This is a genomic window from Streptomyces sp. NPDC058880 (assembly GCF_042742535.1).
Lineage (GTDB): Bacteria > Actinomycetota > Actinomycetes > Streptomycetales > Streptomycetaceae > Streptomyces.
The window spans coordinates 154638-178480 of sequence record NZ_JBHYMC010000004.1 but is presented as its reverse complement, the minus strand read 5'-3'; the positions used below and the strand labels follow the sequence as shown (position 1 = coordinate 178480).

Below are 23843 nucleotides of genomic sequence, written 5' to 3'. Positions count from 1 at the left end.
GGTCGTGGTAGTCGCGAGTGACCTGGTGACCGGTGTCACCAGGTCTTTTGCTTGTTCTTTGCTACGGTGGAGCCATCCCGACGAGACGCGCCGTACCGGGTAGGAAAAGACGACGCACCCCGTACCGCTCGACGTCTCGGAGGTGCCGTCATGGCCTGGGTTCTTCTTCTTGTCGCCGGTCTGCTCGAAGTCGGCTGGTCGATCGGCATGAAGTTCACCGAGGGCTTCACCCGGCTGTGGCCCAGCGTGTTCACGGGCGCCGGCATCGTGGCCAGCATGGTGCTGCTGTCGTACGCCGCGAAGACCCTGCCCATCGGCACGGCGTACGGGGTGTGGGTGGGCATCGGGGCCGCCGGTGCGGCCGTGCTCGGTATGGCGGTGCTGGGTGAGCCCGTCACCGCCGCCCGGATCTTCTTCATCTGTCTGCTGCTGGTCGCCGTGGTGGGGCTGAAGGCGACCTCGGGCCACTGACCCCCGGCCGCCCCGGTCACTCCCCGGTCCTGCGGTCACTCCTCGGTCACTCCAGGAACGCGGACGGCGGGCGGGGGCCTCCGATCGTCCCGCCGCCGTCCCAGCCGCCCCCGCTTGCGCCGGTGCCCGTTCCGCCCCGGGGGCCGGAGGTGGTGGCGCCCTCGTCGTCCCGGCCGGTGCCGCCGCCGTCCTGGCCGCCCTGGGTGCGGCCTCCGGTGTCCCGGCCCCCCTGGGCCTGGCCGCCGTTGTCGCGGCCGCCGCCGCCGTCCTGGCCGCCGTTGTCCCGGCCGCCCTGGGTGCGGCCCCCGTCGCCCTGGCCGCCGTTGTCCTGGCCGCCGGACGGCGGGGTGGGCTGCTGGGACGGGGACGGGGTGTCCTCGCCGGGCGTCTCCCGCGGGGACTCCGGCTGCCAGGAGGGCGGCGGGGGCTGCGCGGCGCCCGGCTGGAGGTCGAGTTCGAAGTCGACGGGGTCGGTGCCCTCCAGCGCGCTCTTGGTGTACGCGGCCCAGATGCGGGCCGGGTAGCCGCCACCGCCGATGCGGGGCTCGCCGAGGGCCCCGTAGAGCGACTCCAGACTGCCGGTGTCCGGGTCCTGGCCCATCATCGCGACCACGGTGACCAGGTTCGGGGTGTAGGCCGCGAACCAGGCCGAGCGGTCCAGCTCGGCCGTGCCGGTCTTGCCCGCGGCCGGGTGTCCGGCAGCGAGGGCTGCCGTACCGGTGCCGTTGTCCACGACGCTGACCAGCATGGACGTGGTGGTGTCGGCGGCTTCGCGGCTGATGGCCTGAACGGGGGTGCGCTCCGGCAGGGGGACCGTGTCGTCGCCCTTGGCGATCTCCTCCAGGAAGGTGTAGGGGGTGCGCCGGCCGTGGTCGGCGAGGGTCGCGTACGCCTGGGTCATGTCGAGGACGCTGGCCTGGAGGGTGCCCAGTGCCATGGCCGGGCCGACCACGAAGTTCGGCGTGTCCTCGGGGATGCCGAGGTCGATGGCCGTCTTCTTGACCCTGGCGGTGCCGACGTCGACGGCCATCTGGGCGTACACGGCGTTCACCGAGAGGTCGGTGGCGGTGCTGACCGTGATGTTGCCGTAGGAGATCTGGCCCTCGTTCTCCGGCGCGAAGCGGATCCGGCCGCCGACGACGGGGCGCTTGTTGTCGCCGTTGTAGACGGTGTGGGGGGTGATCCTGCGGCCGTCCTGGGTGCGGGAGTCGTTCTCCACGGCGGCCGCGAAGACGAACGGCTTGAAGGTGGAGGCGACCTGGTAGTCGTGCCGGGTCGCGTTGTTCACGTACTGCCTGGTGTAGTCGAGCCCGCCGTACAGGGCGACGACCTTGCCGGTGGCCGGGTCGATGGAGACCCCGCCGGCCCGCACCACCCGGTCCGCCGGGTGCGCCTCGGGATCGAGCTTGCCGAGCATCCGGTCCTCCACGGCCTCGACGAAGTCGGCTTGGAGGCGCCGGTCGATCGTGGTGGTGATCCGGTAGCCGCCCTCGGCGAGGGTCTTGTCGTCGAGGATCTCGCGGTCGAGGATGAACTCCTTGACCGCTTCGACGAGATAGCCGCGCTGGCCGGACAGTCCGGCGGCGGCCCGGACCTTGCCGGGCTCGGGGAACTGCGTGGTCGCGCGTTCGGCACTGCTGAGCCAGCCCTTGGTGACCATGCCGTCGAGGACGTAGTTCCAGCGGGCGAGGGCGCGGGCACGGCTCTGCGGGTGGGAGACGACGTCGAAGGCGCTGGGGGAGTTGAGCAGGGTCGCGAGGTAGGCGCCTTCGGCGGTGGTGAGGCGGCCGACCTCCTTGCCGTAGTACGCCTGGGAGGCGGCCTGGATGCCGTAGGCGTTGCGGCCGAAGTAGCTGGTGTTCAGGTAGCCCTCGAGGATGTAGGCCTTGGACTTCTCGCGACCGAGTTTGATCGCGATGAAGAACTCCTTGGCCTTGCGTTTGATCGTCTGCTCCTGGCCCAAGTAGTAGTTCTTGACGTACTGCTGGGTGATCGTCGACCCGGACTGGGTGCCCTTGCCGGTGGCCGTGTTCCAGGCGGCCCGGACCATCGCCTTGGGGTCCACGGCCCGCTCGGAGTAGAAGTCCCGGTCCTCCGCGGCCAGTACGGCCTCCTGGACGGTTCGCGGGATCTGCGAGAGGGCCACGTTGACCCGGTTGACCTCGCCGTCGCGGGCAAGCTGGGAGCCGTCGGAGTAGAGGTAGACGTTCGACTGCGCGGTCGCGGCGGCATTGGCCGGAGGGATGTCGACCAGTAGGTAACCGGCCACGAGTCCGCCGCCGATCAGGAGGGCGAGGAGCAGTACCGCGCCGAGGACCATGCGCCAGGTGGGCAGCAGGCGGCGCCATCCGGTCCGCCCGCGGCGGGCTTTCCCGCCCGGTCCGCCGCCCGGCCCGGGAGGCCGCGTCCCGGGCCGCGTCCGCCCGCGGGCCGACTGCCGGGCCCGCGGGTCGAGGGCGCCGGGCGGGGTGTCCGGGTCTCGAGGGGTCCAGCCCGCGGGTGGTGACTGGTCGCTCATCTCCAGGACTCCTCGACGCTGTACGAAATATCCACTTCTGTACCTCATGGTGTCTACCCGATGGCCGGTGACCACCGCCCCGGACGGGGGTAAATCGGTCGCGTGGCTCGCCCCTCCGCACTAAGCTCACGCGCTTTGGCCGACCTGGCCGACCTGGCCGACGTAGGAACGACGCGGAAAACGGAGGGGATACGGTGCGCCAGAGAGTGCGCCTCTACGCGGCGGTCGCGGCCGGCGGTTTCCGCCGCTACGCCACCTACGGGACGGCGACCGCCGCGGGCGTGTTCACCAACACCGTGTTCGGGTTCATCGTCGCGTTCACGTACATCGCCCTGTGGGACCAGCGCCCGGGGCTGGGCGGCTACGACCAGGCGCAGGCCCTGGCCTTCGTCTGGGTGAGCCAATCGCTGCTGGCCGCGGGAGCCCTGATCGGCGGCGGCTTTCAAGAGGAGCTCCAGGAGCGGGTCCGCACGGGCGACATCGCCGTCGACCTCTACCGGCCCGCGGACCTCCAGATGTGGTGGCTCGCGGCCGACCTGGGCCGTGCCGCCTTCCAACTGCTGGGGCGCGGGCTGGTGCCGCTCGCGGCGGGGGCGCTGGCCTTCCGGCTGGCGCTGCCCCCGGATCCGTGGCGCTGGCTGCTGTTCCTGGCCTCCGTCGGGCTCGGGCTGGTGGTGAGCTTCGCGGTGCGCTACCTGATGGGGCTGCTGGCGTTCTGGCTGCTGGACGGTTCCGGGATCAACCTGATGATGACCGTCGTCTCGATCTTCTGCTCGGGGATGCTGCTGCCGCTGACCGTCCTGCCCGGGGCCTTCGGTGCGTTCGTGCGCATGCTGCCCTGGTCGGCGATGCTCCAGGTCCCGATGGACGTGCTGCTGGGGGTGAACTCGGGGGCCGGGTACGCGGCCGGCGCGCTGGGCTTCCAGATCTTCTGGGTCCTCGTACTGCTGGGCGCCGGGCGGCTGTTGCAGGCGGCGGCGACGCGGAAGGTGGTGGTCCAGGGTGGCTGAGGTCACGGGTGCTGCGGGGCCTGCCGGGGCTGCGGGGGCGGTACGGGAGCGGGAGCATGCGGACCTGGTGGCGCCCCGGGTGCGCGGCCGGGTCCGGGAGGGGCTGCGCGGCTACGGCCTGATCGTCGCCATGTGGATGCGGGCGACCATGACGTACCGGATGTCCTTCGTCCTGTCGACGCTGGGCAATGCGGCGATCACGATGCTGGACTTCGCGGCGATCTCCATCATGTTCTCGCACGTGGACGTCCTCGGCGGCTTCACCCTGCCCGAGATCGCCCTGCTGTACGGGTCCTGCTCGGCGTCCCTGGGGCTCGCCGACCTGCTGCTGGGCAGCACCGACCGGATCGGCGCCCGGATTCGCGACGGTTCGCTCGACACCATGCTGGTGCGGCCCGTCCCGCTGCTCGCGCAGGTCGCGGCCGATCGTTTCGCGCTGCGCCGACTGGGTCGGATCGCGCAGGGGCTGGGGGTGCTGGGCTGGGCGCTGTCGTCGCTGGACGTGGACTGGACGGTCGGGAAGGTGCTGCTGATGCCGGTGATGCTGCTGGCGGGCGCGGCGATCTTCGCTGCGGTGATGGTGGCCGGAGCCGCCTTCCAGTTCATCGCCGGGGACGCGGCGGAGGTCCAGAACTCCTTCACCTACGGAGGCTGCACGATGCTGCAGTACCCGCCGACGGTCTTCGCGACGGAGCTGCTGCGCGGGGTGACCTTCGTCGTCCCGCTGGCCTTCGTCAACTGGCTGCCCGCGCTGTACGTGCTGGGGCGGCCCGATCCGCTGGGGCTGCCGGGGTGGGCTGCGTTCCTGAGCCCGCTGGTGGCCGTGGCGGTGTTCGTGCCCGCGTCGCTGGCCTGGCGCGCGGGAGTTCGTTCGTACCGGAGCACGGGGAGCTGAGCCGTGGGTGACGATGCGCTGATCTCGCTGGACGGGGTCGAGAAGGTCTTCGACGTACGGCGCCGGGTGGGCCTGCTGCGCCGGGAGAAACGCCGGGTCAGGGCGGTGGACGGCATCAGTTTCGCGGTCGCGCGGGGCGAGATGGTCGGCTACATCGGGCCCAACGGGGCCGGGAAGTCCACCACGATCAAGATGCTGACCGGGATCCTCACGCCGAGCGGCGGACGGCTGCGGGTCGCGGGCATCGACCCGGCGCGGGAGCGGGTCCGACTCGCACAGCGGATCGGGGTGGTGTTCGGGCAGCGCACCACGCTGTGGTGGGACCTGCCGCTGAAGGACTCGTACCGGCTGATGCGGCGGATGTACCGGGTGCCGAGGGCGCGGTTCGAGGAGAACCTGGACCGGTGCGTGGACCGCCTCGACCTGGCGGAGCTGCTGGACGTCCCGGTACGCCAGCTGTCGCTCGGGCAGCGCATGCGCGGGGACATCGCCGCGGCGCTGCTGCACGATCCGGACGTGCTGTACCTGGACGAGCCGACGATCGGGCTCGACGTGGTGAGCAAGGCCAAGGTGCGGGGCTTCCTGCGGCAGTTGAACGCGGAGCGCGGCACCACCGTGCTGCTGACCACGCACGACCTGCAGGACATCGAGCAGCTCTGCGAGCGGGTGATGGTGATCGACCACGGGCGGCTGATGTACGACGGGGCCCTCGACGGCCTGCACGCGGCGGGCTCGGCGGGTTCGGCGGAGGAGAGCGAGCGGATGCTGGTGGTGGACCTGGAGCGGGAGCTGGCGCCGATCAGTGTGCCGGGGGCGCGGGTGGTGAAGGTGGAGGGCCCCCGGCAGTGGCTGGCGTTCCCGGCGGGCACGTCGGCCGCGCCGCTGGTGTCGGCGGTGGCGGCCCGGTACCCGATGGTGGACCTGTCGGTGCGGGAGCCGGACATCGAGGACGTGATCGCGAAGATGTACGCCGGGCGGGGCTGACCGGGGCGCAGGTCGGGGGCGGGTCAGGGATGGTTCAGGGGAGAGTCGGGGGCGGCCTCAGGGCCCCGGACCATACAACTCCCGCGCGCCGGTGCATAGTCTGGTGCACATGAGTGACGAGCGGCCGGAGAAGCCGTTGCCGGAGTTGAGGGCGTCGGATGCCGACCGGGACCGGGTGGTGGAGCGCCTTCGGGACGCCGTCGCCGAGGGTCGGCTCGACATGGAGGAGTTCGAGGAGCGACTGGAGGCGGCGTACAAGTCCCGTACGTACGCGGAGCTGGAACCGCTGACGGCGGATCTGCCGGCGGTCGCGGGGCAGGCCGCGCCGGCCCCGGTCCCGTCCGCATCGGCGCCGGCGGCCGGCGCGCCCTGGCCGGGCCGGATCGGCGGTACGGGCTCGTCGGCGCTGGCGGTCGCGGTGATGTCGGGCTTCCAGCGCAAGGGCCGCTGGACGGTCCCGCCCCGCTTCGATGCGGTGGCCTTCTGGGGCGGCGGCGAACTGGACCTGCGCGAGGCGGACTTCGCGCAGCGCGAGGTGGTGATCAACTGCGTCGCGGTCATGGGCGGCATCGAGATCACGGTGCCGCCGGGGGTGGACGTGGACGTCCGGGGCTTCGGCTTCATGGGCGCCTTCGACCAGCGCGACAGCCCGGGCCCGACCCAGCCGGGCGCTCCGCGGGTGGTGGTGACGGGCTTCGCGTTCTGGGGCGGTGTCGAAGTCAAGATCAAGAAGCCCAAGCGTCCCTTGGGCGGCCCGTCCCTCCGCAAGGAGCTCTGAGCTTCCGGGGAGGCCGTCCCCGCGGTCGGTGGTTCGGCCGGAGCGTCCGCCCGCGCGGCACGCCGCGGGGGCGGGAGGGGCGCGCCCGCAGGGCGAGCGAGCACCGCCCCGTACGGGCCGTTCCGGCCGTACGTGCGAGCCGAGGAGGCACCCCGCGCGGGGCGCCACCGCGCGCCGGATCCTGTGCGGGCCGCTGCTTCCACCCGGCTCCCGCCACGTCCCCCGCAGGGGCGGGCACGAGAGGCCGGGCGGACCGGGACCGTCTCCCCCGCGGGGGCGGTACGGCGGGTCGGGCCCACTCGGGCCCGCTCCCGCAGGAGCGGACGGGCGGTCCGGTCCGGACGGGGACCGTCGGCCCCGCGGGGGCGGCCCGGCGCGTCCGGACCGGGACCGTCACCCCCGCGGGGCGGAGAGCCGGGCCCGGGCCGTCCGGACCGCTGCCCCCGCGGGAGCGGAAGGGCGTGGCGGGAACTCCGCCGCCCTCTCAGGAGTCGGATGCTATGCAGACAAACCGGCACGCCCCCGGGGAAGGCAGGAGCACGTGGACAACCGCAGCACAACCGGCGACGGCGCCGGCGGCGCAGCCGCCGGTACGGCCGGCGGCACCGCCCCGCCACCACCACTGCCGCCCTCGTCCCCCGCCCGCGGAGCATTCGTGTTCAACGCCGCCGACGAGGAGCGCCGCCGCGGCGTCCGCCGGATGAAGGCCACCGCGACCGGCCTCCTGCTCCTGGTCGCGCTGGTGTACGTACTGGCCACGTACGCCCAGCACGCCTGGGGCGCCGGTGGCTGGGCCGGCTACGTCGCCGCGGCTGCGGAAGCCGGCATGGTCGGCGCGCTCGCGGACTGGTTCGCCGTCACCGCCCTCTTCAAGCGGCCGCTCGGCCTGCCCATCCCGCACACCGCGATCATCCCGACCAAGAAGGACCAGCTCGGCGTCACCCTGGGCGAGTTCGTCGGCGAGAACTTCCTCTCCGCCGACGTGGTCCGGGCCCGCCTCCACGCCCTCGGCATCGGCGGCCGCCTCGGTGCCTGGCTGGCCGAGCCCGCGCACGCCGACCGGGTCACGGCCGAACTGGCCACGGCCCTGCGCGGCGCACTGACCGTCCTGCGGGACTCCGACGTGCAGGCAGTGGTCGGCGAGGCCATCACCCGGCGGGCCGAGTCCGCCGAGATCGCGCCGGGCATCGGCAAGACCCTGCAGAAGATCGTCTCGGACGGCGGTCACCGCCGCGCCGTCGACCTCGTCTGCGCCAAGGCGCACGACTGGCTGGTCACCCACGGAGACTCGATCACGGACGCCGTCCAGGGCGGAGCCCCCGGCTGGACCCCCCGGTTCGTCGACCGCAAGGTCGGCGAGCGCGTCTACAAGGAGCTGCTCCGCTTCGTCACGGAGATGCGGGACATGCCCGAGCATCCGGCGCGCGCGGCGGTCGACCGCTTCCTGCGTGACTTCGCGGCCGACCTGCAGTCGGACACGGCGACGCGCGCCAAGGTGGAACGCCTCAAGTCCGAGATCCTGGCCCGCGACGAGGTCCAGGACGTCATCGCCTCCGCCTGGTCCGCGATCCGCTCGATGATCATCTCGGCGGCGGAGGACGAGCAGAGCGAGCTGCGTCTGAGGGTCCGCGCCTCGCTGATCTCCCTGGGCGCGCGCCTGGCCACCGACGGTCGCCTCCAGGCGAAGGTGGAGGGCTGGATCGAGGGTGCGGTCGTCTACGTGGTCACCACCTACCGGGCAGAGATCACCTCGCTGATCACCGACACGGTGGCGGCCTGGGACGCCGAGCACACCTCCCGCAAGATCGAGGCCCACATCGGCCGCGACCTGCAGTTCATCCGCATCAACGGCACGGTGGTCGGCGCCCTGGCGGGCCTGCTGATCTACACGGTCTCCCGCGCCTTCGGTGCCTAGCGCGGCGACCTCGGAGCGCCGCGGATGCCGAGGAGCGCGAGGGTCGCACCGCCGGTCAGCGCGGTGCCGGTCCCGGCGAGCGGGTCCGCGGTGGGCGGGGCGGCGTACAGCACGGCGGACACGGCCTGCTGCCGGGCATCGGACGGGCCGGTCTGTGGCAGGTACACACCCGGTAGGAGCCGCTGCCCGGGGCCTCCGCGGCGGCTGCGGCCGCTGATGGTGGCGGCCGGGACGCCGGCCTGCCGGAGCTGGTGGTGGGTGGTCGTGTTCAGCTGGCGTCGGGCGAAACGCGTGTTCATGGCCCCGGTATGCCCGGTCGCGGGCGGTCGACGCTCAGGCCGAGGGGTGGTTCGGGGCGAGGAAGACGGCGACCGCGTTCCGCGTGCCGGGCAGCGGTTTCACCTCGTGCCAGCCGAGCCGGTGGTAGGTGGCCACGGTGTCGGTGGCCACCCGGGAGGTCAGCAGCCAGGCCCGCTCGGCGGGGGCGTCGGCGGTGATCTCCGCCAGCAGGGCGCGCCCGGTGCCGTGGCCGCGCGCGTGCGGGCGTACGGCGAGTTCGTCGATCTCCAGGGCGCCGATGAGGAGCTCGCGTACGCGCTGTCGGCCGAGCTGCGCGGCGACCTGCCCGTAGGCGCGGTCCGTGGGGAAGGCGCGGGGGGTCAGCCAGGCCGTGGCGAACCCGTCGATGCCGAGGGGCGACTGTGCAAAGGCGGTGCGGAAGCCGGTGCGCCGGCTGTCCGCCTGGAGCCGTACGGCGAACTGGCGAATGGTTTCTTCATTTTCGTTCCACGGCGGCGCCGAGAAGACCTCGCCGTAGACGTCGGCCAGTTCGTCCACCAGGTCGAGGACGGCCGGTCCATAGCAGATCACGTGTGCAGCTCCTTGGGCCGGCTTGGGCGGCTTGGGCCGTATCGCCCCTGTCGAAGGCCGAATCTACGCCTGGGGTGCTCCCCGGACGGGAGGTCCACAGATCCGGAGGGTGTGCGACAAATCCGACTTCCGTACGGTGTCGTGGGCCACCCGTATCGGCCCGCTCGGCCCGGCGTTGAGCCCGACGTGCGCAACAACCTCCTGAGCAGGGCCCTGATGGGTCTCGCCGCCTGCGCGGTGGCGTTCTTCGTGCTCCTGGGCGTCGTGGCCGTACTGCCGCGGTCCCTCCAGGACGCGCTGCCCGACGGCGTCCTGGGCGGGGCGGCCGTCGTGCTGGCGGTGGCGGCCGCGCGCCGGTTCGCCCGCCGGGCGCGTTAGCCTCGTCCGGTGACGTTCGAACGGCTGGAGGTCCCCGCCATGGAGCAGTTCCCCACATCGGTCGTAGCCGCAGGCGGCCTCGTCGGCGGGTACGCCGCAGCCCGCTGGACCGGCAGGCGGCCGCTCGGCGGTGTGGTTCTCGCAGCGGCCGGCACCGTCGCCGCGCGCGAGTGGCACCGCCGCACGTCGCCGACGACGACGGCCCTGCTGGGCGCGGCCTACGTCGCGGCGTTCGCGGGCTCGCACCCCCTGGCGAAGAAGATCGGTGCCTGGCCCGCGGTCTGCACGGCGGCAGCCGCCGTGGCCGCCGCAACCTACGCGGTGGCAGACCGCTAGGGCGGTCGAAAATTCACCGCGAACGTTGGGTGGACCGCCCCTTCTGGATCGTTCTCCAGAGAGGCGATATTCCGCCCCCCTACTCCCCGTGGCACTCCGAGTACGGCTTGCCCGAGGTGCACCAGCAGGGGGCCGTGGGGGTGGGGGGCCAGGGGGTGGCCTTGCCGCGGGCCGCGAGGGTCGTGGCGTATTCGGCCAGGAGGCTGGGGGACGCGGGGGAGGTCTTCTCGGAGGCCGCGAAGGCCTCGTACGAGGGGACGCTCGCCGTGACGATGCCCAGGTTGGTGGTGCCCGAGGCGGCGAGGGCGCGCAGGGAGGTCTCGATGTCGCGCAGATGGGCCTCGTGCGAGGCGTACTCCGCGCCGAGCGTCGGGTAGCTGGTCAGCAACTCGGACAGTTCGCGCTGCGGCCAGTGGAGGATCGCCACCGGGAACGGGCGGGACAGGGCCGCACGGCGGTCGCCCAGTTCGGCGCGCAGGCGGGCGATCTCGGCGCGCAGCTCTGCGGGGTCGTCGGAGCCGAGGGCCCAGATGCGCTTGGGGTCGTGGAGCTCGTCGAGTGGGATGGGGCCGATGTGGCGCGTGTCGGCGACCATGTCCCAGTCGTCGTGCGGGCGCCCGAGGAGGCGGCGCACGCGGTGGCGGCCCGTCAGGAGGGCGGTCGTGGCCGGGGTGAGCGGGGTGGAGTCCGCGATCAGGAGCGTCGCGGCCTGAGTGAAGCAGTTCTCCGCGTCCTCCAACTCGTCGTGCGTCTCCAGGGCTTCCGCGATGACCTCCCACGGGGCCGGGTCCTTGGGGGAGGCGGCGCGGATGCCCGAGATGAGGGCGCGGGCCTCGGGCTCGTGGCCGTACTCCCAGAGGTTCGCCGCCTGGAGGGCCTTGATCAGGTGGGGGTCGGACGGTGAGGAGGACAGGAGCTGGTCGTAGAGGGTGCTCGCCCGGTCCCGTTCGTCGGCCAGTTCGAGGTGGGCCGCGGCCTGGAGGAGCAAGGGCTCCTGGTCCTCGGGGTAGCGGGTCGCCGTGCGGATGAGGCGCTCGGCTTCGGCGATGTGCTCGGCAGGCGTGTCGGGGCGCATGGTTCACACCGTACTGCCGCTGGTCAGTTGGTGGGGGAGGACTTAGGGTGCCGCCCGTGCACGATCACATACCTGTGGTGGTCCAGGGGCGGGGTCGACAGGCGCGCCGGGTCGGCCCGGCGCGGATCCTGTGGGCGACCGCCGAGCTGACCGTCACCGCGGGCGTGGTGGTGTTGTTGCTGGTGGTGCACCAGATGTGGTGGACCAACCGGCAGGCCGTCGCTGTGGCGCAGGAGCAGGTCCGGGTCCTGGAGCGGGACTGGCGGGCCGATCCCCATCCTTCCGGTTCGCCGTCCGGTTCGTCCGCCGGTTCGCCGTCCGCTGCTTCTCCCCCCGCCTCCCCTTCCGGCCCCTCGGCCGTTCCTGCTCCCCGGCCGGAGCCCGGGTCCGCCGCCGAGCCGTCGGGGGCGCGCGAGCGGGCCTACGCCGTCCTGCGCATCCCGCGCCTCGGCCTCGTCGCGCCCGTCGCGCAGGGAATCGACCGGCGGGCCGTCCTCGACCGGGGGTACGTGGGGCAGTACCCCGGGACCGCCGGGCCCGGGGAGCGGGGGAACTTCGCTCTGGCCGGACACCGCAACACCCACGGCGAGCCGTTCCGGTACGTCAACCGGCTGCGGCCGGGCGACGAGCTGATCGTCGACGTGCGGGGGCGCAGGTACACCTACGTGGTGGGAAAGGTCCTGGGCGAGACGACCGCACGGGACACCGGGGTGATCGCGCCGGTGCCGCGGAGCGTGGTGAAGCCGGAGTACGGGTACGACGAGCCCGGCGCGTACATCACCCTGACCACGTGCACGCCCGAGTACAGCTCGAAGTACCGGCTGGTGGTCTGGGGGACCCTCAGACCATGACCCGGGCCCCGCCGTTGTCGGTGGACCCGGTTACCATCGACCGAGGACGGTGCAGTTCACGGATGTGATGAGGGGGAGGTTCGCATGGGTCGGTCACGACGCTTCGACGTTCCGCCCGCCCGGATCGCCCGGCTGCTCTCCGTACTGCTCCCGCTCGTGCTGCTCGGGGGAGCCCTCGGCCTGTTCGCGGGGGAGAGCGGGCTGGGCGCCGTGGTGGTCGCCCTCGCCGCGTCCGTCGCGTCCGTCTCCGTGGGCGCCGAGGCCCTGGCCGCCGCCGCGCGGCTCGTACGGCCCGTACCGCCGCACCGCATACGCACCGCGATCCGTGATCGCGAGCAGCGCACGGCGTTCCTGCCGCAGCGCGATCCCGACGCCTCGGGCCGTTCACGACCCAGGGCACCCGGCCGTCTCGCCCCGACGGCCGCGTAGGGGCGCGCAGTACTCCCCGCCTTCTGCTGACTGATCACTGTTGTCGCCCCTCGTGGGTCGTCACGCCGAAACGCAGTTCTTTCGACGTTCGACGAGACCCCTCGGAGGGCCCACGTGTCCGTTCTCATCCACCTTGTCGCTGAGCTGGGCCGGCTTCTGGAGCCGGCCCTGGCCGAGTCCGCGACTGCTGCCGCGATCGTGCTGTTCACCGTGCTCGTACGGCTCGCCCTGCACCCGCTGAGCAGGGCCGCCTTCCGCGGTGCGACCCCGGTGGCCGGCCTCCTGCCCGTGCTGCTCCAGCTGCCGGTCTTCTTCCTCATGTACCAGGCGTTCTCGTCGGGGAACGAGCTGCTGGACCACCGGTTGTTCGCCGCCCCGCTGGGGTCCCGCTGGACCGACGCGCTCGGGGAGGGCGGCCTGTTCGGGGCGCAGGGGCTGGTGTTCCTCGCGCTCTTCGGGGCGATCGCGGTGGTAGCCGCGTGGAGTGCCGTGCGCGGCCGCCGGTCCGCCGCTGCGGCGGCTGCGGTTGCGGCCGCCCCGAAGAAGCCGGCGCATCCTGCGAAGGCCGCCAAGAAGGCCGGTGCCGGTGCCGGTGCCGGGAGTGCGGCGGTCGCGGGGCTGCCCGAGCTGAGCGCCGAGCAGCAGGAAGCCATGCGCAAGCTGGGCGGCGTCCTGCCCCTGCTGTCCTTCGGGACGCTGATCACCGCCGCCGTCGTGCCGCTGGCGGCCGGCCTCTACCTGCTCACCACCACCGCCTGGTCCGTGGCGGAGCGGGCCTGGCTGGAGTACCGCAAGGGGCGTGTCGCGGCGCGGGTCGCGGCCGGAGCCGCCGCCGACCGGTCGGCGGCGGACAGGGCTGTGCGTTCCAGTCTGTGAACAGGGTCTTGCGGATGGGGTGGCCATCTTGGAGGATCGACCAATCCTCCGATGGCCGCAACCCATCGTCCGGCCCGGGGCATGCCCGTGGGCCGACCACCCACGACCACGGGAGAATGCCCATGAAGCTGCTGCGTGTCGGACCGGTCGGGTCGGAGCGCCCCGCGCTGCTCGACCAGAACGGGACCCTGCGGGATCTGTCCGGCCTGATCACGGATGTGGACGGCGCGCTGCTCGCCGACGGCTCCGTGCTGTCCCGGGTGCGGGACGCGGCCGCCTCCGGTGAGCTTCCGGTCCTGGACGCCGAAGGGCTGCGAACCGGTGCGCCGGTCGGCCGCATCGGCAAGATCGTGGGCATCGGGCTGAACTACTTCGGCCACGCGGCGGAGATCGGCGTGGAGCCGCCGGCCGAGCCGATCCTCTTCCTGAAGGCCGCGGACACGGTGGTCGGCCCCGACGACACCGTGCTGATCCCGCGCGGCAGCGTGAAGACCGACTGGGAGGCCGAACTCGGCGTCGTCATCGGCAGCACCGCCCGCTACCTGGACACCGCGGAGCAGGGCCTGGCCCACGTCGGCGGCTACCTTCTGGTCAACGACGTCTCGGAGCGCGAGTTCCAGATCGAGCGCGGGGGCACCTGGGACAAGGGCAAGAACTGCGAGACCTTCACCCCGCTCGGCCCGTGGCTGGTCACCGCCGACGAGATCCCGGACCCGCAGGTCCTGGACGTGAAGCTGTGGGTCAACGGCGAGCTCAAGCAGGACGGCAACACCTCTGATCAGATCTTCCCGGTCGGTGAGGTGGTCCGGTACCTGAGCCGGTTCATGACCCTGTACCCGGGCGACGTCATCGTCACCGGCACACCGGCCGGCGTGGCGATGGGCCAGCCGGAGCCGAAGCCGTACCTGCGGGCCGGCGACGTCGTGGAGCTGGAGATCGAGCGGCTCGGCCGTCAGCGCCAGGAGGTCAAGGGCGCGTAACCGCCGTACGGGACACGGAGGACGGGCGAGGGGCGGGCGAGGGCCGGGCGGGGCGGCCGTCGGGGCGGCCCCGCCCGTCCCGCACGCGCCGGCTCACGCGCGTGCCCGGGACGTCACGCGGTTCCGTGCTGCCTGCGGTCTTCGGCGCTCCAGGTGCTCTCCATGTCCTCAGTGCTCTCGGTGCGCCATGGTGACGGGAAGCTCCACCGCCACGCCTTCCTGGGACGACATGCGGGCAGCCTCCAGTACGTCGAGGCAGCGCGCGGCCTCGTGCGCCGTGACCGGGGCGGGCCCGCCGGTGCGCAGGGCGGCCGCCACCGCCGCGTAGTACGCCGGGTAGTCGCCCTGTTCGGTCGGTACCGGGGCCCCGCCACCGGTCAGCGGGGATTCGCCCGAGCCCACCCGCCCCCACAGGTGCGGCGGCTCCTCGCCCCAGGGCAGCCGCCCGTCCGGCCGCAGGCCCTCCCGCAGGGCGCCCTCCTGCGGGTCCAGGCCGTACTTCACGTAGCCGGCGCGGGAGCCGAGCACCCGGAACCGCGGTCCGAGCTGGGCCGTGGCTGCGCTGACGTAGAGGTGCGAGCGGACCCCGTTCGCGTGGGTGAGGGCGATGAAGGTGTCGTCGTCGGTCTCGGCGCCCGGGCGGCGCGCGTCGGTCTCCGCGTAGACCCGCACGGCGGGCCCGAACAGCACGAGGGCCTGGTCGACGACGTGGCTGCCGAGGTCGTAGAGCAGGCCGCCGATCTCCTCCGGGGCGCCCGACTCCCGCCAGCCGCCCTTCAGCTGCGGGCGCCAGCGCTCGAAGCGGGACTCGAAGCGGTGGATCTCGCCCAGTTCGCCGTCCGCGAGGAGGCGGCGCAGGGTGAGGAAGTCGTTGTCCCAGCGGCGGTTCTGAAAGACGGAAAGGAGGACTCCGCGCCGGTCCGCCAGGGCGGCGAGCGCCCGGGCCTCGGCGGCGGTGGCGGCGAGCGGCTTGTCCACGACCGCCGGGATCCCGGCTTCCAGGGCGGCCGTGGCGAGCGGGACGTGCGTCTTGTTGGGGGAGGCGATCACCACGAGGTCGAGGTCGCGCTCCCACAGCTCGTCGGAGGTGGGGGCGGTGCGGACGCCGGGGAACTCGGCGCGGGCGCGGGCCTGCCGATCCGGGTCGGAGGTGACGACCGTGTCGAGGACGAGTCCGTCCGTGGCGGCCACGAGGGGGGCGTGAAAGACGGAACCGGCGAGTCCGTAGCCGATGACGCCGACACGAAGTGGTGCAGTGGGGGTGGGGGTGCTCATGAGGCCACTTTGGCAACAGCGTTGTCGAAGTGCAAGGAGGGTGGACAATGGGCCTGTGAACAGGGCTAGCGGGAGCGGGAACGGGAGCGGCGGCCGGGGCGACGCATACGGTCGGCGCGGCGGGGCCAACCTGCCGGCGCTGCGCGGCCACAACGACGCGCTGGTCCTGGACCTGCTCCGGGCCGCGGGGCCGGCGGGCCTGGGGCGCGCGGAACTCGCCGCCCGCACGGGACTCACCCCGCAGGCCGTCAGCAAGATCACGGCCAGGCTCAGTGTGGAGGGCCTGGTCGCGGAGGCGGGCCGGGCCGCTTCCACCGGCGGCAAGCCGCGCACCCTGCTGAGGCTGGTGCCGGATGTCCGGCACGCCGTGGGGGTGCAGCTGGACCGCGACGAGCTCCGGGCGGTACGGGTGGACCTGGCGGGCCGCGTCGTCTCCGAGAGCAGCGGCCCGCTCGACTTCGGGACCGGACCGGAGGCGGCGGTCGAGGCGGTCGTACGGGCGGTCGCGCGGGTCGGCGCCCCGTCCGGCCTGCCGCCCTTGGGGGTGGGGGTGGCCGCGCCGGGACCGCTCGACCACCGGGCCGGGGTGATGGGGCGGGTGACCGGCTACCCGAGCTGGAAGGACTTTCCGCTGAGGGGGGTGCTGGAGGGGCGGCTGGGACTGCCGGTGCTGCTGGACAAGGACACGAACGCCGGTGCGGCCGCGGCCGCCGGGGCGTGGCTCCGGGCCGCCTGGCCCGATCCGGATGCGGATGGGGACGCGGATACGGGGCCGGACACCGGGCCGGACACGGACACGGAACCGGGCGCGGGCGGGTACGCCGGCAGCGGTCCCCGCACGTGCGTGTATCTGCACGTCGGGACCGGACTCGGCGCGGGGCTGTGGCTGGGCGGCGGGGTCTACCGGGGCGTCCGCTCGGCGGCGGGCGAGTTCGGCCACCAGGTGCTCCTGCTGGACGGCCCGCCCTGCCGGTGCGGGGCCCGTGGCTGCGTGGAGGTGCTGTGCCTTGAGGCGGTGGCTCGGGGTGATCTTCCCGGGGCCGCTCGGATCCTGGGCGAGGCCGCGGCCAACCTGGTCGCGCTGCTGGACGTGGACCGGGTGCTGCTCGGCGGTCGGGTGGTGGCGGCGGCGCCGGACGTGTTCGTGTCCGGGGTCGGAGCCGTTCTCGCGGCCCGTGCGCTGGATCCGGCCCGGCCGGTGGTCGCCCTGGCGGGTGCGGGTGTGGCGGAGGGGGCGGCGGAGATGGTGCTGGCGCCGTTGTTCGGGCGCGAGTAGGGCGCGGCTCGGCCGCGCGGGTCCCGTCGTTCCGCTCCGTAAGGGGCACATGCCGGTGCTGGTGCGTCGCGGGGGCCTGTGCGTTGCCGGGTGCGGCGCTGCTGCGGGGGCGATACCCCCGGGCCCCCGTGCCTCGACCGTCGGCGGTTGAACGGGGCCGGTGGGGCGGGAGGAGCGGGGTTGACGGGTGCACCGATCGGGCGTAAACCGGAACGACTCAGGCGTGGTGCGTGGTGACGGTTCGCGCCTGCGTGGGAGGGTGCGGGCAGGCCGGGGTGATGGTCACCTCGTCCGACCATCGTCCTGTCCGGCAAGCAGCGAAGGTCTTCCATGCGACTGCGCAAAGCCCTTGCCCTCACGGCCTTCCTCTCCGCCGTCCTGGCCGTCACCGCCGCACCCACCGCCGGCGCGGACGTCGGCACCGGCGGCGGTGCCCGCCCCGCTCCCGCGCTGCCGTCCCGCATCCAGGCCGCCTGCGGGGACGGCAAGAGTTCCGCCTTCCCCATCGGCGCGCGGATCCGCGGTGGCCCGGCCGTGTACCGCACCGGCGGCGAGCCGCAGACCTGGTACCTGGACCTGACCAACACCACGAACTCCCGGTGCACGGCCATCCACCCCGTCGTGGTCCTCACCGACAAGGCCCGCACCCTGCGACCCGCCCACCTGCGGATGGAGTTCGAAGCCCCGGGCGGCACCCTGCCCGCCGGGCTCGAACGCAGCGACCGCGACGAGATCATCGCCGTCTTCGACGGCGGGGACGCCTTTCCCGGCTTCACCGTGGCCCCCGGCGGTACCCACACCGTGAAGGTCTCGCTCTCCTTCGCCCCCGACGCGCCCACCGGTGAGGTCGTCGCAGACGCCGCCCTCGTCCAGCGCAAGGGCGACGACGGGGACTGGATCGGCGAGGCGGGCGGCTACCGGTTCTCCGTCGAGGAGCCCGCGGGCTCCGTCGAGGCCGGCTCCCTCGCCCACACCGGACCCCACGCGTGGGTGTACGGGGCGGGCGCCCTGACCGCCGTCGCCGTGGGCGGAGGCCTCCTGCTGGGAGCCCGCAGACTCCGCACCCGACCCCGCGGCCGCGGGTGCTGACGCCGTCCCGCCTGCACTGGAGTCCGCCCCCCGGCTGATGTCCGTCCGCCCGTGATGACGTCGGCCGGCCCGTGGGGAAGTCCGCCCGCCCCCGGAGTCACGTACGGCGGCCGCGACCGCCCCGCATAGAGTCCCGTTGTGGAAAAGAACCTCCAGAGCCACCGCCCCGGCTCGCCCGTGCGGTCCGGCATCCCCGAGCACGGCCGCATCCCCAAGTACTACGCCGTCAAGGCCCGGATCGCCGAGCTCCTCGACGCGCTCGGCGAGGGCGGGACACTGCCCACCGAGCGCGATCTGGCCGAGCGGTACGAGGTCTCCCGCGAGACCGTCCGGCAGGCCCTGCGCGAGTTGCTGCTGGAGGGCCGGCTTCGCCGCTCCGGCCGGGGGACCGTCGTCGCCGGGCCCAAGCTGGAGCAGCCGCTGTCCCTCGCCAGCTACACGGAGGGGGTGCGCCGCCAGGGGCACCGGCCGGGCCGGCGGCTGATCGGGCTGGAACAGTTCCCCTGCCCGCCCGACCTCGCGCCCGGGATCGGTGCCGAGCCCGGCCAGCCCGTCTGGCACCTGGAACGGGTCCTGCTCGCCGACGACGAGCGCGTCGGCCTGGAGAGCACATACATCCAGGTGGCCCGTGCCCCGCGCCTGGACATCGATTTCCAGCCGGACTCCTCCTTCTACGGATATCTCCGCGACAGCCTCGGCATCTCCTTCGGCGAAGCCGACGAGAAGCTGGAGACCGTGCTCGCCACCCCTCGCGAGGCCCTGCTGATCGGCACCCCGCCGGCCCTGCCCATGCTGCTCATCCACCGCTTCTCGCGGGACGGGGAGGGCCGCCCCTTGGAGCGGGTGCGTTCGCTCTACCGCGGTGACCGGTTCAGCTTCACGACCCGCCTGCGCGCCGAATAACCCGACGTCAAACCCCCGTAGCCACTGAAAAGGGGTGCAGTGATATCACAGAAAGATAACGGGTCTGGTCCAATCGTCGAGGCGCGTTCACCGGCGCGTCGCCGGACCGCCCCTCCCGGGTCACGGCCGGCACCCACCGTTGGCGGCGTGAGAGTCATAGTCGTCGGAGGCGGCGTGGTCGGCACCATGCACGCCTGGCAAGCAGTCGAACGCGGCCACGAGGTCGTCCAGATCGAGCGGGAGGCCGAGGCGCGCGGCGCCTCACTGCGCAATTTCGGCCAGATCTGGGTCAGTGGACGGGCCGGGGGCGAAGAGCTCGACACCGCCCTGCGCGCCCGCGAGCTGTGGGAGCGGATCGGCGCGGAGGTGCCCGGCCTGGGTTTCCGTGCCATCGGCTCCCTCACTCCCGTCCGCAACGCCCGCGAACACGCCGTCGCCGAGGCGGCCCTGGCCCGCCCGGACGCCGCCGCCCGCGGCTACGAACTTCTCGGCGCCGGGGAGGCGCGCAGGATCAACCCGGCCCTGCGCGGCGACTTCGAAGCCGCCCTGTGGTGCGAGCGGGACGCGGCCGTCGAACCGCGCACCGCTCAGCTGCACCTGCGCGAGGCCCTGCGCGCCAAGGCCGGCAGCCGCTACACCTTCCTGCCCGGCCGCGAGGTCCGCGAGGTCACCGGCCCCGGCGCAGTCCGCGACGACCACGGCGACGTCCACCGCGGCGACGCCGTGGTCCTGGCCACCGGCGCCTGGTTGACCGGGCTGGTCCGCGAACTGGTCCCGGACCTGCCCGTGCGCCGGGTCCGGCTCCAGATGATGCAGACCGCGCCGCTCGGAGAGGCGCTCACCACCTCCGTCGCGGACGCCGACAGCTTCCGCTACTACCCCGCCTACCGGTCCGCGGCCCTCGACGAGCTGAACGCCGGCCAGGCCCAGACGCCGATCGCCGCCGCGCACCGGATGCAACTGCTGATGGTCCAGCGCCAGGACGGCGGACTGACGATCGGCGACACCCACGCATACGAGCACCCCTTCGCCTTCGACACCGTCGAGGATCCGTACGAGCACCTCACCGAGGTCGTCGAGTCCTTCCTGGGCCGCTCACTGCCGAAGATCAGGCAGCGGTGGGCCGGCGTGTACGCGCAGTGCACGGACACCTCCCGCGTCGTCCACCGCCAGCAGGTCGCCGACGGCGTCTGGCTGGTGACCGGACCCGGCGGGCGCGGCATGACCTGCTCCCCCGCCATCGCCGAGACCACCGCGAACGAACTGGGCTGGTAATCCCGATGACCGACACCACCGAAACCACCGGCACCACTCGCGCCGAAGCCACCGACACCACCCGCACCACCACCCGCACCACCACCGGCGCCGGCCGGCTGGTCGTCCTCGACATGGCCGGTACCACCGTCGCCGACGGCGGCCTGGTCGAGCGCGCCTTCGAGCGGGCGGCGGGGCGCCTCGGCGTCGAGCCCGGCACCCCCGACCACGCCGAGAAGCTCCAGTACGTCCTGGCCACCATGGGCGAGTCCAAGATCTCTGTCTTCCGGCACCTCTTCGGCAGGGAGGAGCTGGCCCGTCGCGCCAACTCCGCCTTCGAGGAGGCCTACGCGGAGCTCGTCGACGGCGGCCTGGTCGCCGAGGTCCCCGGCGCCCGCGCCGCGATCGAGGAGCTCCGTGCCGACGGCCGGACCGTCGCCCTGACCACCGGCTTCGCCCGCGTCACCCAGGACGCCATCCTGGACGCACTCGGCTGGCAGGACCTCGCGGACCTCACCCTCTGTCCCGCCGACGCGGGCGGCCGCGGCCGGCCCTTCCCCGACATGGTGCTGACCGCGTTCCTGCGGACCGGTGCCGCGGCCCGGGTCGCGGATGTCGCCGACATCGTGGTCGTCGGCGACACGGCCTACGACATGCTCAGCGGGCGGCGCGCCGGAGCGGGCATCGTGGCGGGCGTTCTCACCGGCGCCCACGACCGCGCGGCGCTGACGCGGAACGGCGCGACCCACATCCTCGGCTCCGTCGCCGAACTCCCGCGGCTCCTCCCGGAGTCGGCGTGAGCGGTATCCGCTTCGACGGGGTCAGCGTCGCCTACGACGGCAACACCGTGCTGGACCGCCTCGACCTGACCGTGGAGGCGGGCGAGGTAATGGCGCTGCTCGGACCCTCCGGCTCGGGCAAGACCACCGCCCTGCGCGCGGTCGCCGGCTTCGTACGGCCCGGCGCGGGACGGGTGCTCATCGGCGGCCGGGACGTCACCGCACTCCCGCCGCACCAGCGCGGCATCGGCATGGTCGTCCAGCAGTACGCGCTTTTCCCGCACATGCGGGTCGAGGACAACGTCGCCTTCGGCCTCAAGGCCCGGAAGGCGCCGAAGGCCGACGTCCCCGGCCGGGTCGCCGAAGCCCTGGAGATGACGGGCATGGCCGCCTACGCCCGGCGCTACCCGCGCGAGCTGTCGGGCGGCCAGCAGCAGCGGGTCGCCCTCGCCCGCGCCCTCGCCATCCGCCCCGGCGTGCTCCTGCTGGACGAACCGCTCTCCGCCCTCGACGCACAGCTGCGCTCCGGGATGCTCGCCGAACTGGCCCGGCTGCACCGCGAACTGCCCGACGTGTCCATCCTGTACGTCACGCACGACCAGGTGGAGGCGCTCACCCTGGCCGACCGGATCGCCGTCATGGATCGCGCCCGGCTGCAGGACTGCGGAACACCGCAGGAGCTGTACCGGGCCCCGCGCACGGAATTCACCGCTTCCTTCGTCGGCGACGCGAACCTGCTCCCGGTCACGGTGGCGGACGGCGGCGCCGTCTTCGAGGGCCGTGTGCTGACCCTCGACCCGGGGCGCGCGGCGCCGGGAGCCGCGGCCACCCTGTGCGTACGGCCGCACCTGCTCGGTCTCGGTACCGGCCCCAACGCGCTGAGCGGCACCATCACCGAGGTGCAGTGGCGGGGTTCCACGCACCGGCTGTACGTCGACGTCGGCGGACACCGGGTGAAGGCGGACCTTCCCGAACTGCGGGAGACGCCCTCGCTGGGAGACCCGGTCACGCTGCACTTCGAGCCGCGCGACGCGGTGCTGCTGGCCGCAGGGGTGACCCGTGCCTGACGCCGCGCGGCAAGCCCTGCCGCCCCCGCCGCGGGGCTCCGCCGCACCCCCGCCGCCCGACCCGGTGCCCCCGGTCCTTCCCGCTCCCGGTCCCGCCCTCGCGGCCCCCGGGGCGCCCCCGCGGGGGATCCCGCGCAGTGTGTGGGCGGTGCCGCCGGTGGCCGTGCTCGCGCTGCTGTTCCTGTATCCCCTCGCGCTGGTCGTCCAGCAGTCCCTCACTCCCGACGGCGGCGGCGCCTTCGACGCCTATGCCCGCGTCTTCGGGTCGCAGGCCTTCCGCGACGCCCTCGGGACCACCGTCTGGCTCGCGGTCGGAGCCACCCTCGGCTGCCTGCTCCTCGGGTTCACGCTCGCGCTGATCATCGCGTTCGTGCCCTTTCCCGGAGCCCGCGCCGTCGCCAGGTTCATCGATGTCTTCCTCTCCTTCCCCTCCTTCCTCATCACTCTCGCCCTCCTCTTCCTCTACGGCACCGTCGGCATGGCCAACGGCCTCGTCACCGGATTCACCGGCGCCGCCGAGGGGCCGTTCCGCTTCCTCACCACCCCCTGGGGCGTCCTGCTCGCGGAGATCACCTACTTCACGCCCTTCGTGATCCGCCCGCTCCTCGCCGCTTTCTCCCAGCTCGACACGGCCCAGCTGGAGGCCGCCGCGAGTCTGGGCGCGCGCCCCGCCCGGATCGTGCGGCGGGTGATCCTGCCCGAGGCCCTCCCGGCCCTCGCGGCCGGCGGCAGCCTCGTCCTCGTCATGTGCCTCAACGAGTTCGGGATCGTCCTGTTCACCGGGGCCAAGGGGGTCACGACCCTGCCGATGCTCATTTACGGCAAGGCCATCCTCGAATCCGACTACCCGGCCGCCTGCGTGGTCGCCGTCGTCAACATCGTGATCTCCGTAGGCCTGTTCGGCCTCTACCGGATGGTGGGCAAGCGTGCTGGTGCATAGCAAGACCGGCCGCTGGGCCGCCTGGGGCCTTTTCGGGCTTCTGTTCCTGCCGCTCTTCGCGCTGCCCCTGGCCGTCGTGGTCGCGGCGTCCTTCGCCACCCACTGGTCCGGAGCCTTCCCCTCCGGCCCGACCGCCGCCCACTACGCCGCCGCCGTGCGCGGCGAGTCCCTCCAGGCCCTCACCACCAGCCTGGTCACCGCCGTCGCCGCCAGCCTCCTCGCGCTCACCGTCGGCACCTGGTCCGCGCTGGCCGCCGCCGCGCTGGGAAAGCGGGGCAAGCGGCTCCTGGACGCGCTGTTCATGCTGCCCGTGGCGGTGCCGTCCGTGGTCGTCGGCCTCGCCGTCCTCGTCGCCTTCAGCCGCCCGCCCGTCCTGCTCAACGGCACCGCCCCGATCGTCGTCCTGGCCCACACCGTCCTCGTCACGGCGTTCGCCCACCAGTCGGTGTCCGCCGCCATCGTCCGGCTCGACCCCGCCTACGAGCAGGCGGCGGCCTCCCTCGGCGCCCGTCCCGGGTACGTGCTGTGGCGGGTCCGGCTGCCCCTCCTGCTGCCGTCCCTCACGGCCGCGGCCGGCCTCTGCTTCGCCCTGTCCATGGGTGAGCTCAGCGCCACGATGATGCTCTACCCGCCGGACTGGGTGCCCCTCCCGGTCCGTATCTTCACCGCCACCGACCGCGGTTCGCTCTTCGGTGGATCCGCCGTCGCCGTCGTCCTGATGGCCACCACCGTGCTGGTCCTGCTGGCCGTCTCCCGCATCCGCACCAGGGCCTCGTACCGCTGATTCCCTCCGCCCCCGCCGAGCCGGGCGGATCCCCACCGATCGCAGTCGATCGCGACCGGTCTCCGTCGAACTCCGCCCGTCCCCCCTCCCGCCGAATCCTGTACCCCGTA

At 73.3% G+C, this 23843-nt stretch carries 25 protein-coding genes and 1 riboswitch; of the genes, 20 read left to right on the top strand and 5 right to left on the bottom strand.

Annotated features, from left to right (window positions below):
* Positions 1-55 precede the first annotated feature (55 nt).
* Positions 56-119, top strand: a riboswitch (guanidine-III (ykkC-III) riboswitch).
* A gap of 31 nt (positions 120-150) precedes the next feature.
* Positions 151-471, top strand: coding sequence for a multidrug efflux SMR transporter (locus tag ACFW2G_RS04580; protein ID WP_030158619.1), 321 nt, complete (start codon positions 151-153; stop codon positions 469-471).
* A gap of 46 nt (positions 472-517) precedes the next feature.
* Here the strand turns inward: ACFW2G_RS04580 and ACFW2G_RS04575 are convergent, their stop codons facing one another.
* Positions 518-2989 (bottom strand): transglycosylase domain-containing protein, encoded by a 2472-nt coding sequence (locus tag ACFW2G_RS04575; protein WP_384446136.1) that lies wholly within the window; start codon positions 2987-2989, stop codon positions 518-520.
* A 206-nt stretch (positions 2990-3195) separates the two neighbouring features.
* Between ACFW2G_RS04575 and ACFW2G_RS04570 the strand changes: the two genes are divergently transcribed.
* The 5 genes from ACFW2G_RS04570 (at position 3196) to ACFW2G_RS04550 (ending at position 8571) form a co-directional block, all read left to right on the top strand.
* Positions 3196-3999 (top strand): ABC transporter permease, encoded by an 804-nt coding sequence (locus ACFW2G_RS04570; RefSeq protein ID WP_384446232.1) that lies wholly within the window; start codon positions 3196-3198, stop codon positions 3997-3999.
* On the top strand, positions 3992-4894 hold the full coding sequence (locus ACFW2G_RS04565; protein WP_384580637.1) for an ABC transporter permease: 903 nt from the start codon (positions 3992-3994) through the stop codon (positions 4892-4894). Before ACFW2G_RS04570 ends, ACFW2G_RS04565 begins: the two co-directional genes overlap by 8 nt.
* A gap of 3 nt (positions 4895-4897) precedes the next feature.
* Positions 4898-5878 carry an ATP-binding cassette domain-containing protein gene (locus ACFW2G_RS04560; protein WP_384580639.1) on the top strand — a complete coding sequence of 327 codons (981 nt, stop codon included), beginning with the start codon at positions 4898-4900 and terminating at the stop codon, positions 5876-5878.
* Between the two features lie 109 nt (positions 5879-5987).
* Positions 5988-6656, top strand: a complete 669-nt coding sequence (locus tag ACFW2G_RS04555; protein ID WP_384446132.1) for a DUF1707 domain-containing protein — start codon at positions 5988-5990, stop codon at positions 6654-6656.
* A gap of 541 nt (positions 6657-7197) precedes the next feature.
* Positions 7198-8571, top strand: coding sequence for a DUF445 domain-containing protein (locus ACFW2G_RS04550; RefSeq protein WP_384446130.1), 1374 nt, complete (start codon positions 7198-7200; stop codon positions 8569-8571).
* Here ACFW2G_RS04550 and ACFW2G_RS04545 read toward each other — a convergent pair.
* Together ACFW2G_RS04545 and ACFW2G_RS04540 are read right to left on the bottom strand one after the other, a co-directional pair.
* A complete protein-coding gene (locus tag ACFW2G_RS04545; protein WP_384446128.1) occupies positions 8568-8870 on the bottom strand; it encodes a hypothetical protein in 303 nt (100 codons plus the stop codon). The genes ACFW2G_RS04550 and ACFW2G_RS04545 overlap by 4 nt on opposite strands.
* Positions 8871-8904: 34 nt before the next feature.
* The gene (locus tag ACFW2G_RS04540) at positions 8905-9441 is read right to left on the bottom strand and encodes a GNAT family N-acetyltransferase (protein ID WP_384446126.1); all 537 of its coding nucleotides are present in this window, start codon (positions 9439-9441) and stop codon (positions 8905-8907) included.
* 186 nt (positions 9442-9627) lie between these two features.
* Here ACFW2G_RS04540 and ACFW2G_RS04535 point away from each other — a divergent pair, with 186 nt between their 5' ends.
* Together ACFW2G_RS04535 and ACFW2G_RS04530 are read left to right on the top strand one after the other, a co-directional pair.
* Complete coding sequence (locus ACFW2G_RS04535; RefSeq protein WP_384580642.1) at positions 9628-9819, top strand: hypothetical protein; 192 nt, start codon at positions 9628-9630, stop codon at positions 9817-9819.
* 39 nt (positions 9820-9858) lie between these two features.
* Positions 9859-10155, top strand: coding sequence for a hypothetical protein (locus tag ACFW2G_RS04530; RefSeq protein WP_384446230.1), 297 nt, complete (start codon positions 9859-9861; stop codon positions 10153-10155).
* A gap of 79 nt (positions 10156-10234) precedes the next feature.
* Here ACFW2G_RS04530 and ACFW2G_RS04525 read toward each other — a convergent pair whose 3' ends face one another.
* On the bottom strand, positions 10235-11230 hold the full coding sequence (locus ACFW2G_RS04525) for an SEC-C domain-containing protein (protein ID WP_037923386.1): 996 nt from the start codon (positions 11228-11230) through the stop codon (positions 10235-10237).
* Between the two features lie 56 nt (positions 11231-11286).
* On the opposite strand from ACFW2G_RS04525, the gene ACFW2G_RS04520 reads away from it, so the two are divergent.
* From ACFW2G_RS04520 to ACFW2G_RS04505, 4 genes are all read left to right on the top strand, one after another.
* Entirely contained in the window at positions 11287-12081 is a 795-nt protein-coding gene (locus ACFW2G_RS04520; RefSeq protein WP_384580644.1) for a class E sortase, read from the top strand.
* Positions 12082-12165: 84 nt separating this feature from the next.
* The gene (locus ACFW2G_RS04515; protein WP_037923390.1) at positions 12166-12510 is read left to right on the top strand and encodes a DUF6412 domain-containing protein; all 345 of its coding nucleotides are present in this window, start codon (positions 12166-12168) and stop codon (positions 12508-12510) included.
* 114 nt (positions 12511-12624) lie between these two features.
* On the top strand, positions 12625-13386 hold the full coding sequence (locus ACFW2G_RS04510; protein ID WP_384580646.1) for a hypothetical protein: 762 nt from the start codon (positions 12625-12627) through the stop codon (positions 13384-13386).
* A 122-nt stretch (positions 13387-13508) separates the two neighbouring features.
* Positions 13509-14366 carry a fumarylacetoacetate hydrolase family protein gene (locus tag ACFW2G_RS04505; RefSeq protein WP_384580648.1) on the top strand — a complete coding sequence of 286 codons (858 nt, stop codon included), beginning with the start codon at positions 13509-13511 and terminating at the stop codon, positions 14364-14366.
* A gap of 168 nt (positions 14367-14534) precedes the next feature.
* Here ACFW2G_RS04505 and ACFW2G_RS04500 read toward each other — a convergent pair whose 3' ends face one another.
* A complete protein-coding gene (locus ACFW2G_RS04500) occupies positions 14535-15641 on the bottom strand; it encodes a Gfo/Idh/MocA family oxidoreductase (protein WP_384446114.1) in 1107 nt (368 codons plus the stop codon).
* A 55-nt stretch (positions 15642-15696) separates the two neighbouring features.
* Between ACFW2G_RS04500 and ACFW2G_RS04495 the strand changes: the two genes are divergently transcribed.
* The 8 genes from ACFW2G_RS04495 to ACFW2G_RS04460 all read left to right on the top strand — a co-directional run bounded on the left by ACFW2G_RS04495 (position 15697) and on the right by ACFW2G_RS04460 (position 23733).
* Positions 15697-16917, top strand: coding sequence for an ROK family protein (locus tag ACFW2G_RS04495; RefSeq protein ID WP_384580650.1), 1221 nt, complete (start codon positions 15697-15699; stop codon positions 16915-16917).
* Between the two features lie 330 nt (positions 16918-17247).
* Positions 17248-18006: a hypothetical protein gene (locus ACFW2G_RS04490; RefSeq protein WP_384446110.1), complete on the top strand. Its 759-nt coding sequence runs from the start codon at positions 17248-17250 to the stop codon at positions 18004-18006.
* A 138-nt stretch (positions 18007-18144) separates the two neighbouring features.
* Positions 18145-18909: a GntR family transcriptional regulator gene (locus tag ACFW2G_RS04485; protein ID WP_037923404.1), complete on the top strand. Its 765-nt coding sequence runs from the start codon at positions 18145-18147 to the stop codon at positions 18907-18909.
* A gap of 147 nt (positions 18910-19056) precedes the next feature.
* A complete protein-coding gene (locus ACFW2G_RS04480; protein WP_037923407.1) occupies positions 19057-20184 on the top strand; it encodes a TIGR03364 family FAD-dependent oxidoreductase in 1128 nt (375 codons plus the stop codon).
* 5 nt (positions 20185-20189) lie between these two features.
* Complete coding sequence (locus tag ACFW2G_RS04475) at positions 20190-20963, top strand: phosphonatase-like hydrolase (RefSeq protein WP_384580652.1); 774 nt, start codon at positions 20190-20192, stop codon at positions 20961-20963.
* Positions 20960-22009, top strand: a complete 1050-nt coding sequence (locus ACFW2G_RS04470) for an ABC transporter ATP-binding protein (RefSeq protein WP_384580654.1) — start codon at positions 20960-20962, stop codon at positions 22007-22009. Before ACFW2G_RS04475 ends, ACFW2G_RS04470 begins: the two co-directional genes overlap by 4 nt.
* Positions 22010-22073: 64 nt before the next feature.
* Entirely contained in the window at positions 22074-22949 is an 876-nt protein-coding gene (locus ACFW2G_RS04465) for a 2-aminoethylphosphonate ABC transporter permease subunit (RefSeq protein ID WP_384580754.1), read from the top strand.
* Positions 22936-23733, top strand: a complete 798-nt coding sequence (locus tag ACFW2G_RS04460) for an ABC transporter permease (protein WP_384446103.1) — start codon at positions 22936-22938, stop codon at positions 23731-23733. The genes ACFW2G_RS04465 and ACFW2G_RS04460 overlap by 14 nt, the downstream gene beginning before the upstream one ends.
* Positions 23734-23843 lie beyond the last annotated feature (110 nt).

What these genes read in the sequence shown, in the direction of transcription:
- ACFW2G_RS04500 (WP_384446114.1), bottom strand. Translation starts at nt 15,641, where the DNA reads ATGAGCACCCCCACCCCCACTGCACCACTTCGTGTCGGCGTCATCGGC.
- ACFW2G_RS04530 (WP_384446230.1), top strand. Translation starts at nt 9,859, where the DNA reads ATGGAGCAGTTCCCCACATCGGTCGTAGCCGCAGGCGGCCTCGTCGGC.
- ACFW2G_RS04580 (WP_030158619.1), top strand. Translation starts at nt 151, where the DNA reads ATGGCCTGGGTTCTTCTTCTTGTCGCCGGTCTGCTCGAAGTCGGCTGG.
- ACFW2G_RS04515 (WP_037923390.1), top strand. Translation starts at nt 12,166, where the DNA reads ATGGGTCGGTCACGACGCTTCGACGTTCCGCCCGCCCGGATCGCCCGG.
- ACFW2G_RS04545 (WP_384446128.1), bottom strand. Translation starts at nt 8,870, where the DNA reads ATGAACACGCGTTTCGCCCGACGCCAGCTGAACACGACCACCCACCAC.
- ACFW2G_RS04525 (WP_037923386.1), bottom strand. Translation starts at nt 11,230, where the DNA reads ATGCGCCCCGACACGCCTGCCGAGCACATCGCCGAAGCCGAGCGCCTC.
- ACFW2G_RS04575 (WP_384446136.1), bottom strand. Translation starts at nt 2,989, where the DNA reads ATGAGCGACCAGTCACCACCCGCGGGCTGGACCCCTCGAGACCCGGAC.
- ACFW2G_RS04555 (WP_384446132.1), top strand. Translation starts at nt 5,988, where the DNA reads ATGAGTGACGAGCGGCCGGAGAAGCCGTTGCCGGAGTTGAGGGCGTCG.
- ACFW2G_RS04505 (WP_384580648.1), top strand. Translation starts at nt 13,509, where the DNA reads ATGAAGCTGCTGCGTGTCGGACCGGTCGGGTCGGAGCGCCCCGCGCTG.
- ACFW2G_RS04475 (WP_384580652.1), top strand. Translation starts at nt 20,190, where the DNA reads ATGACCGACACCACCGAAACCACCGGCACCACTCGCGCCGAAGCCACC.
- ACFW2G_RS04490 (WP_384446110.1), top strand. Translation starts at nt 17,248, where the DNA reads ATGCGACTGCGCAAAGCCCTTGCCCTCACGGCCTTCCTCTCCGCCGTC.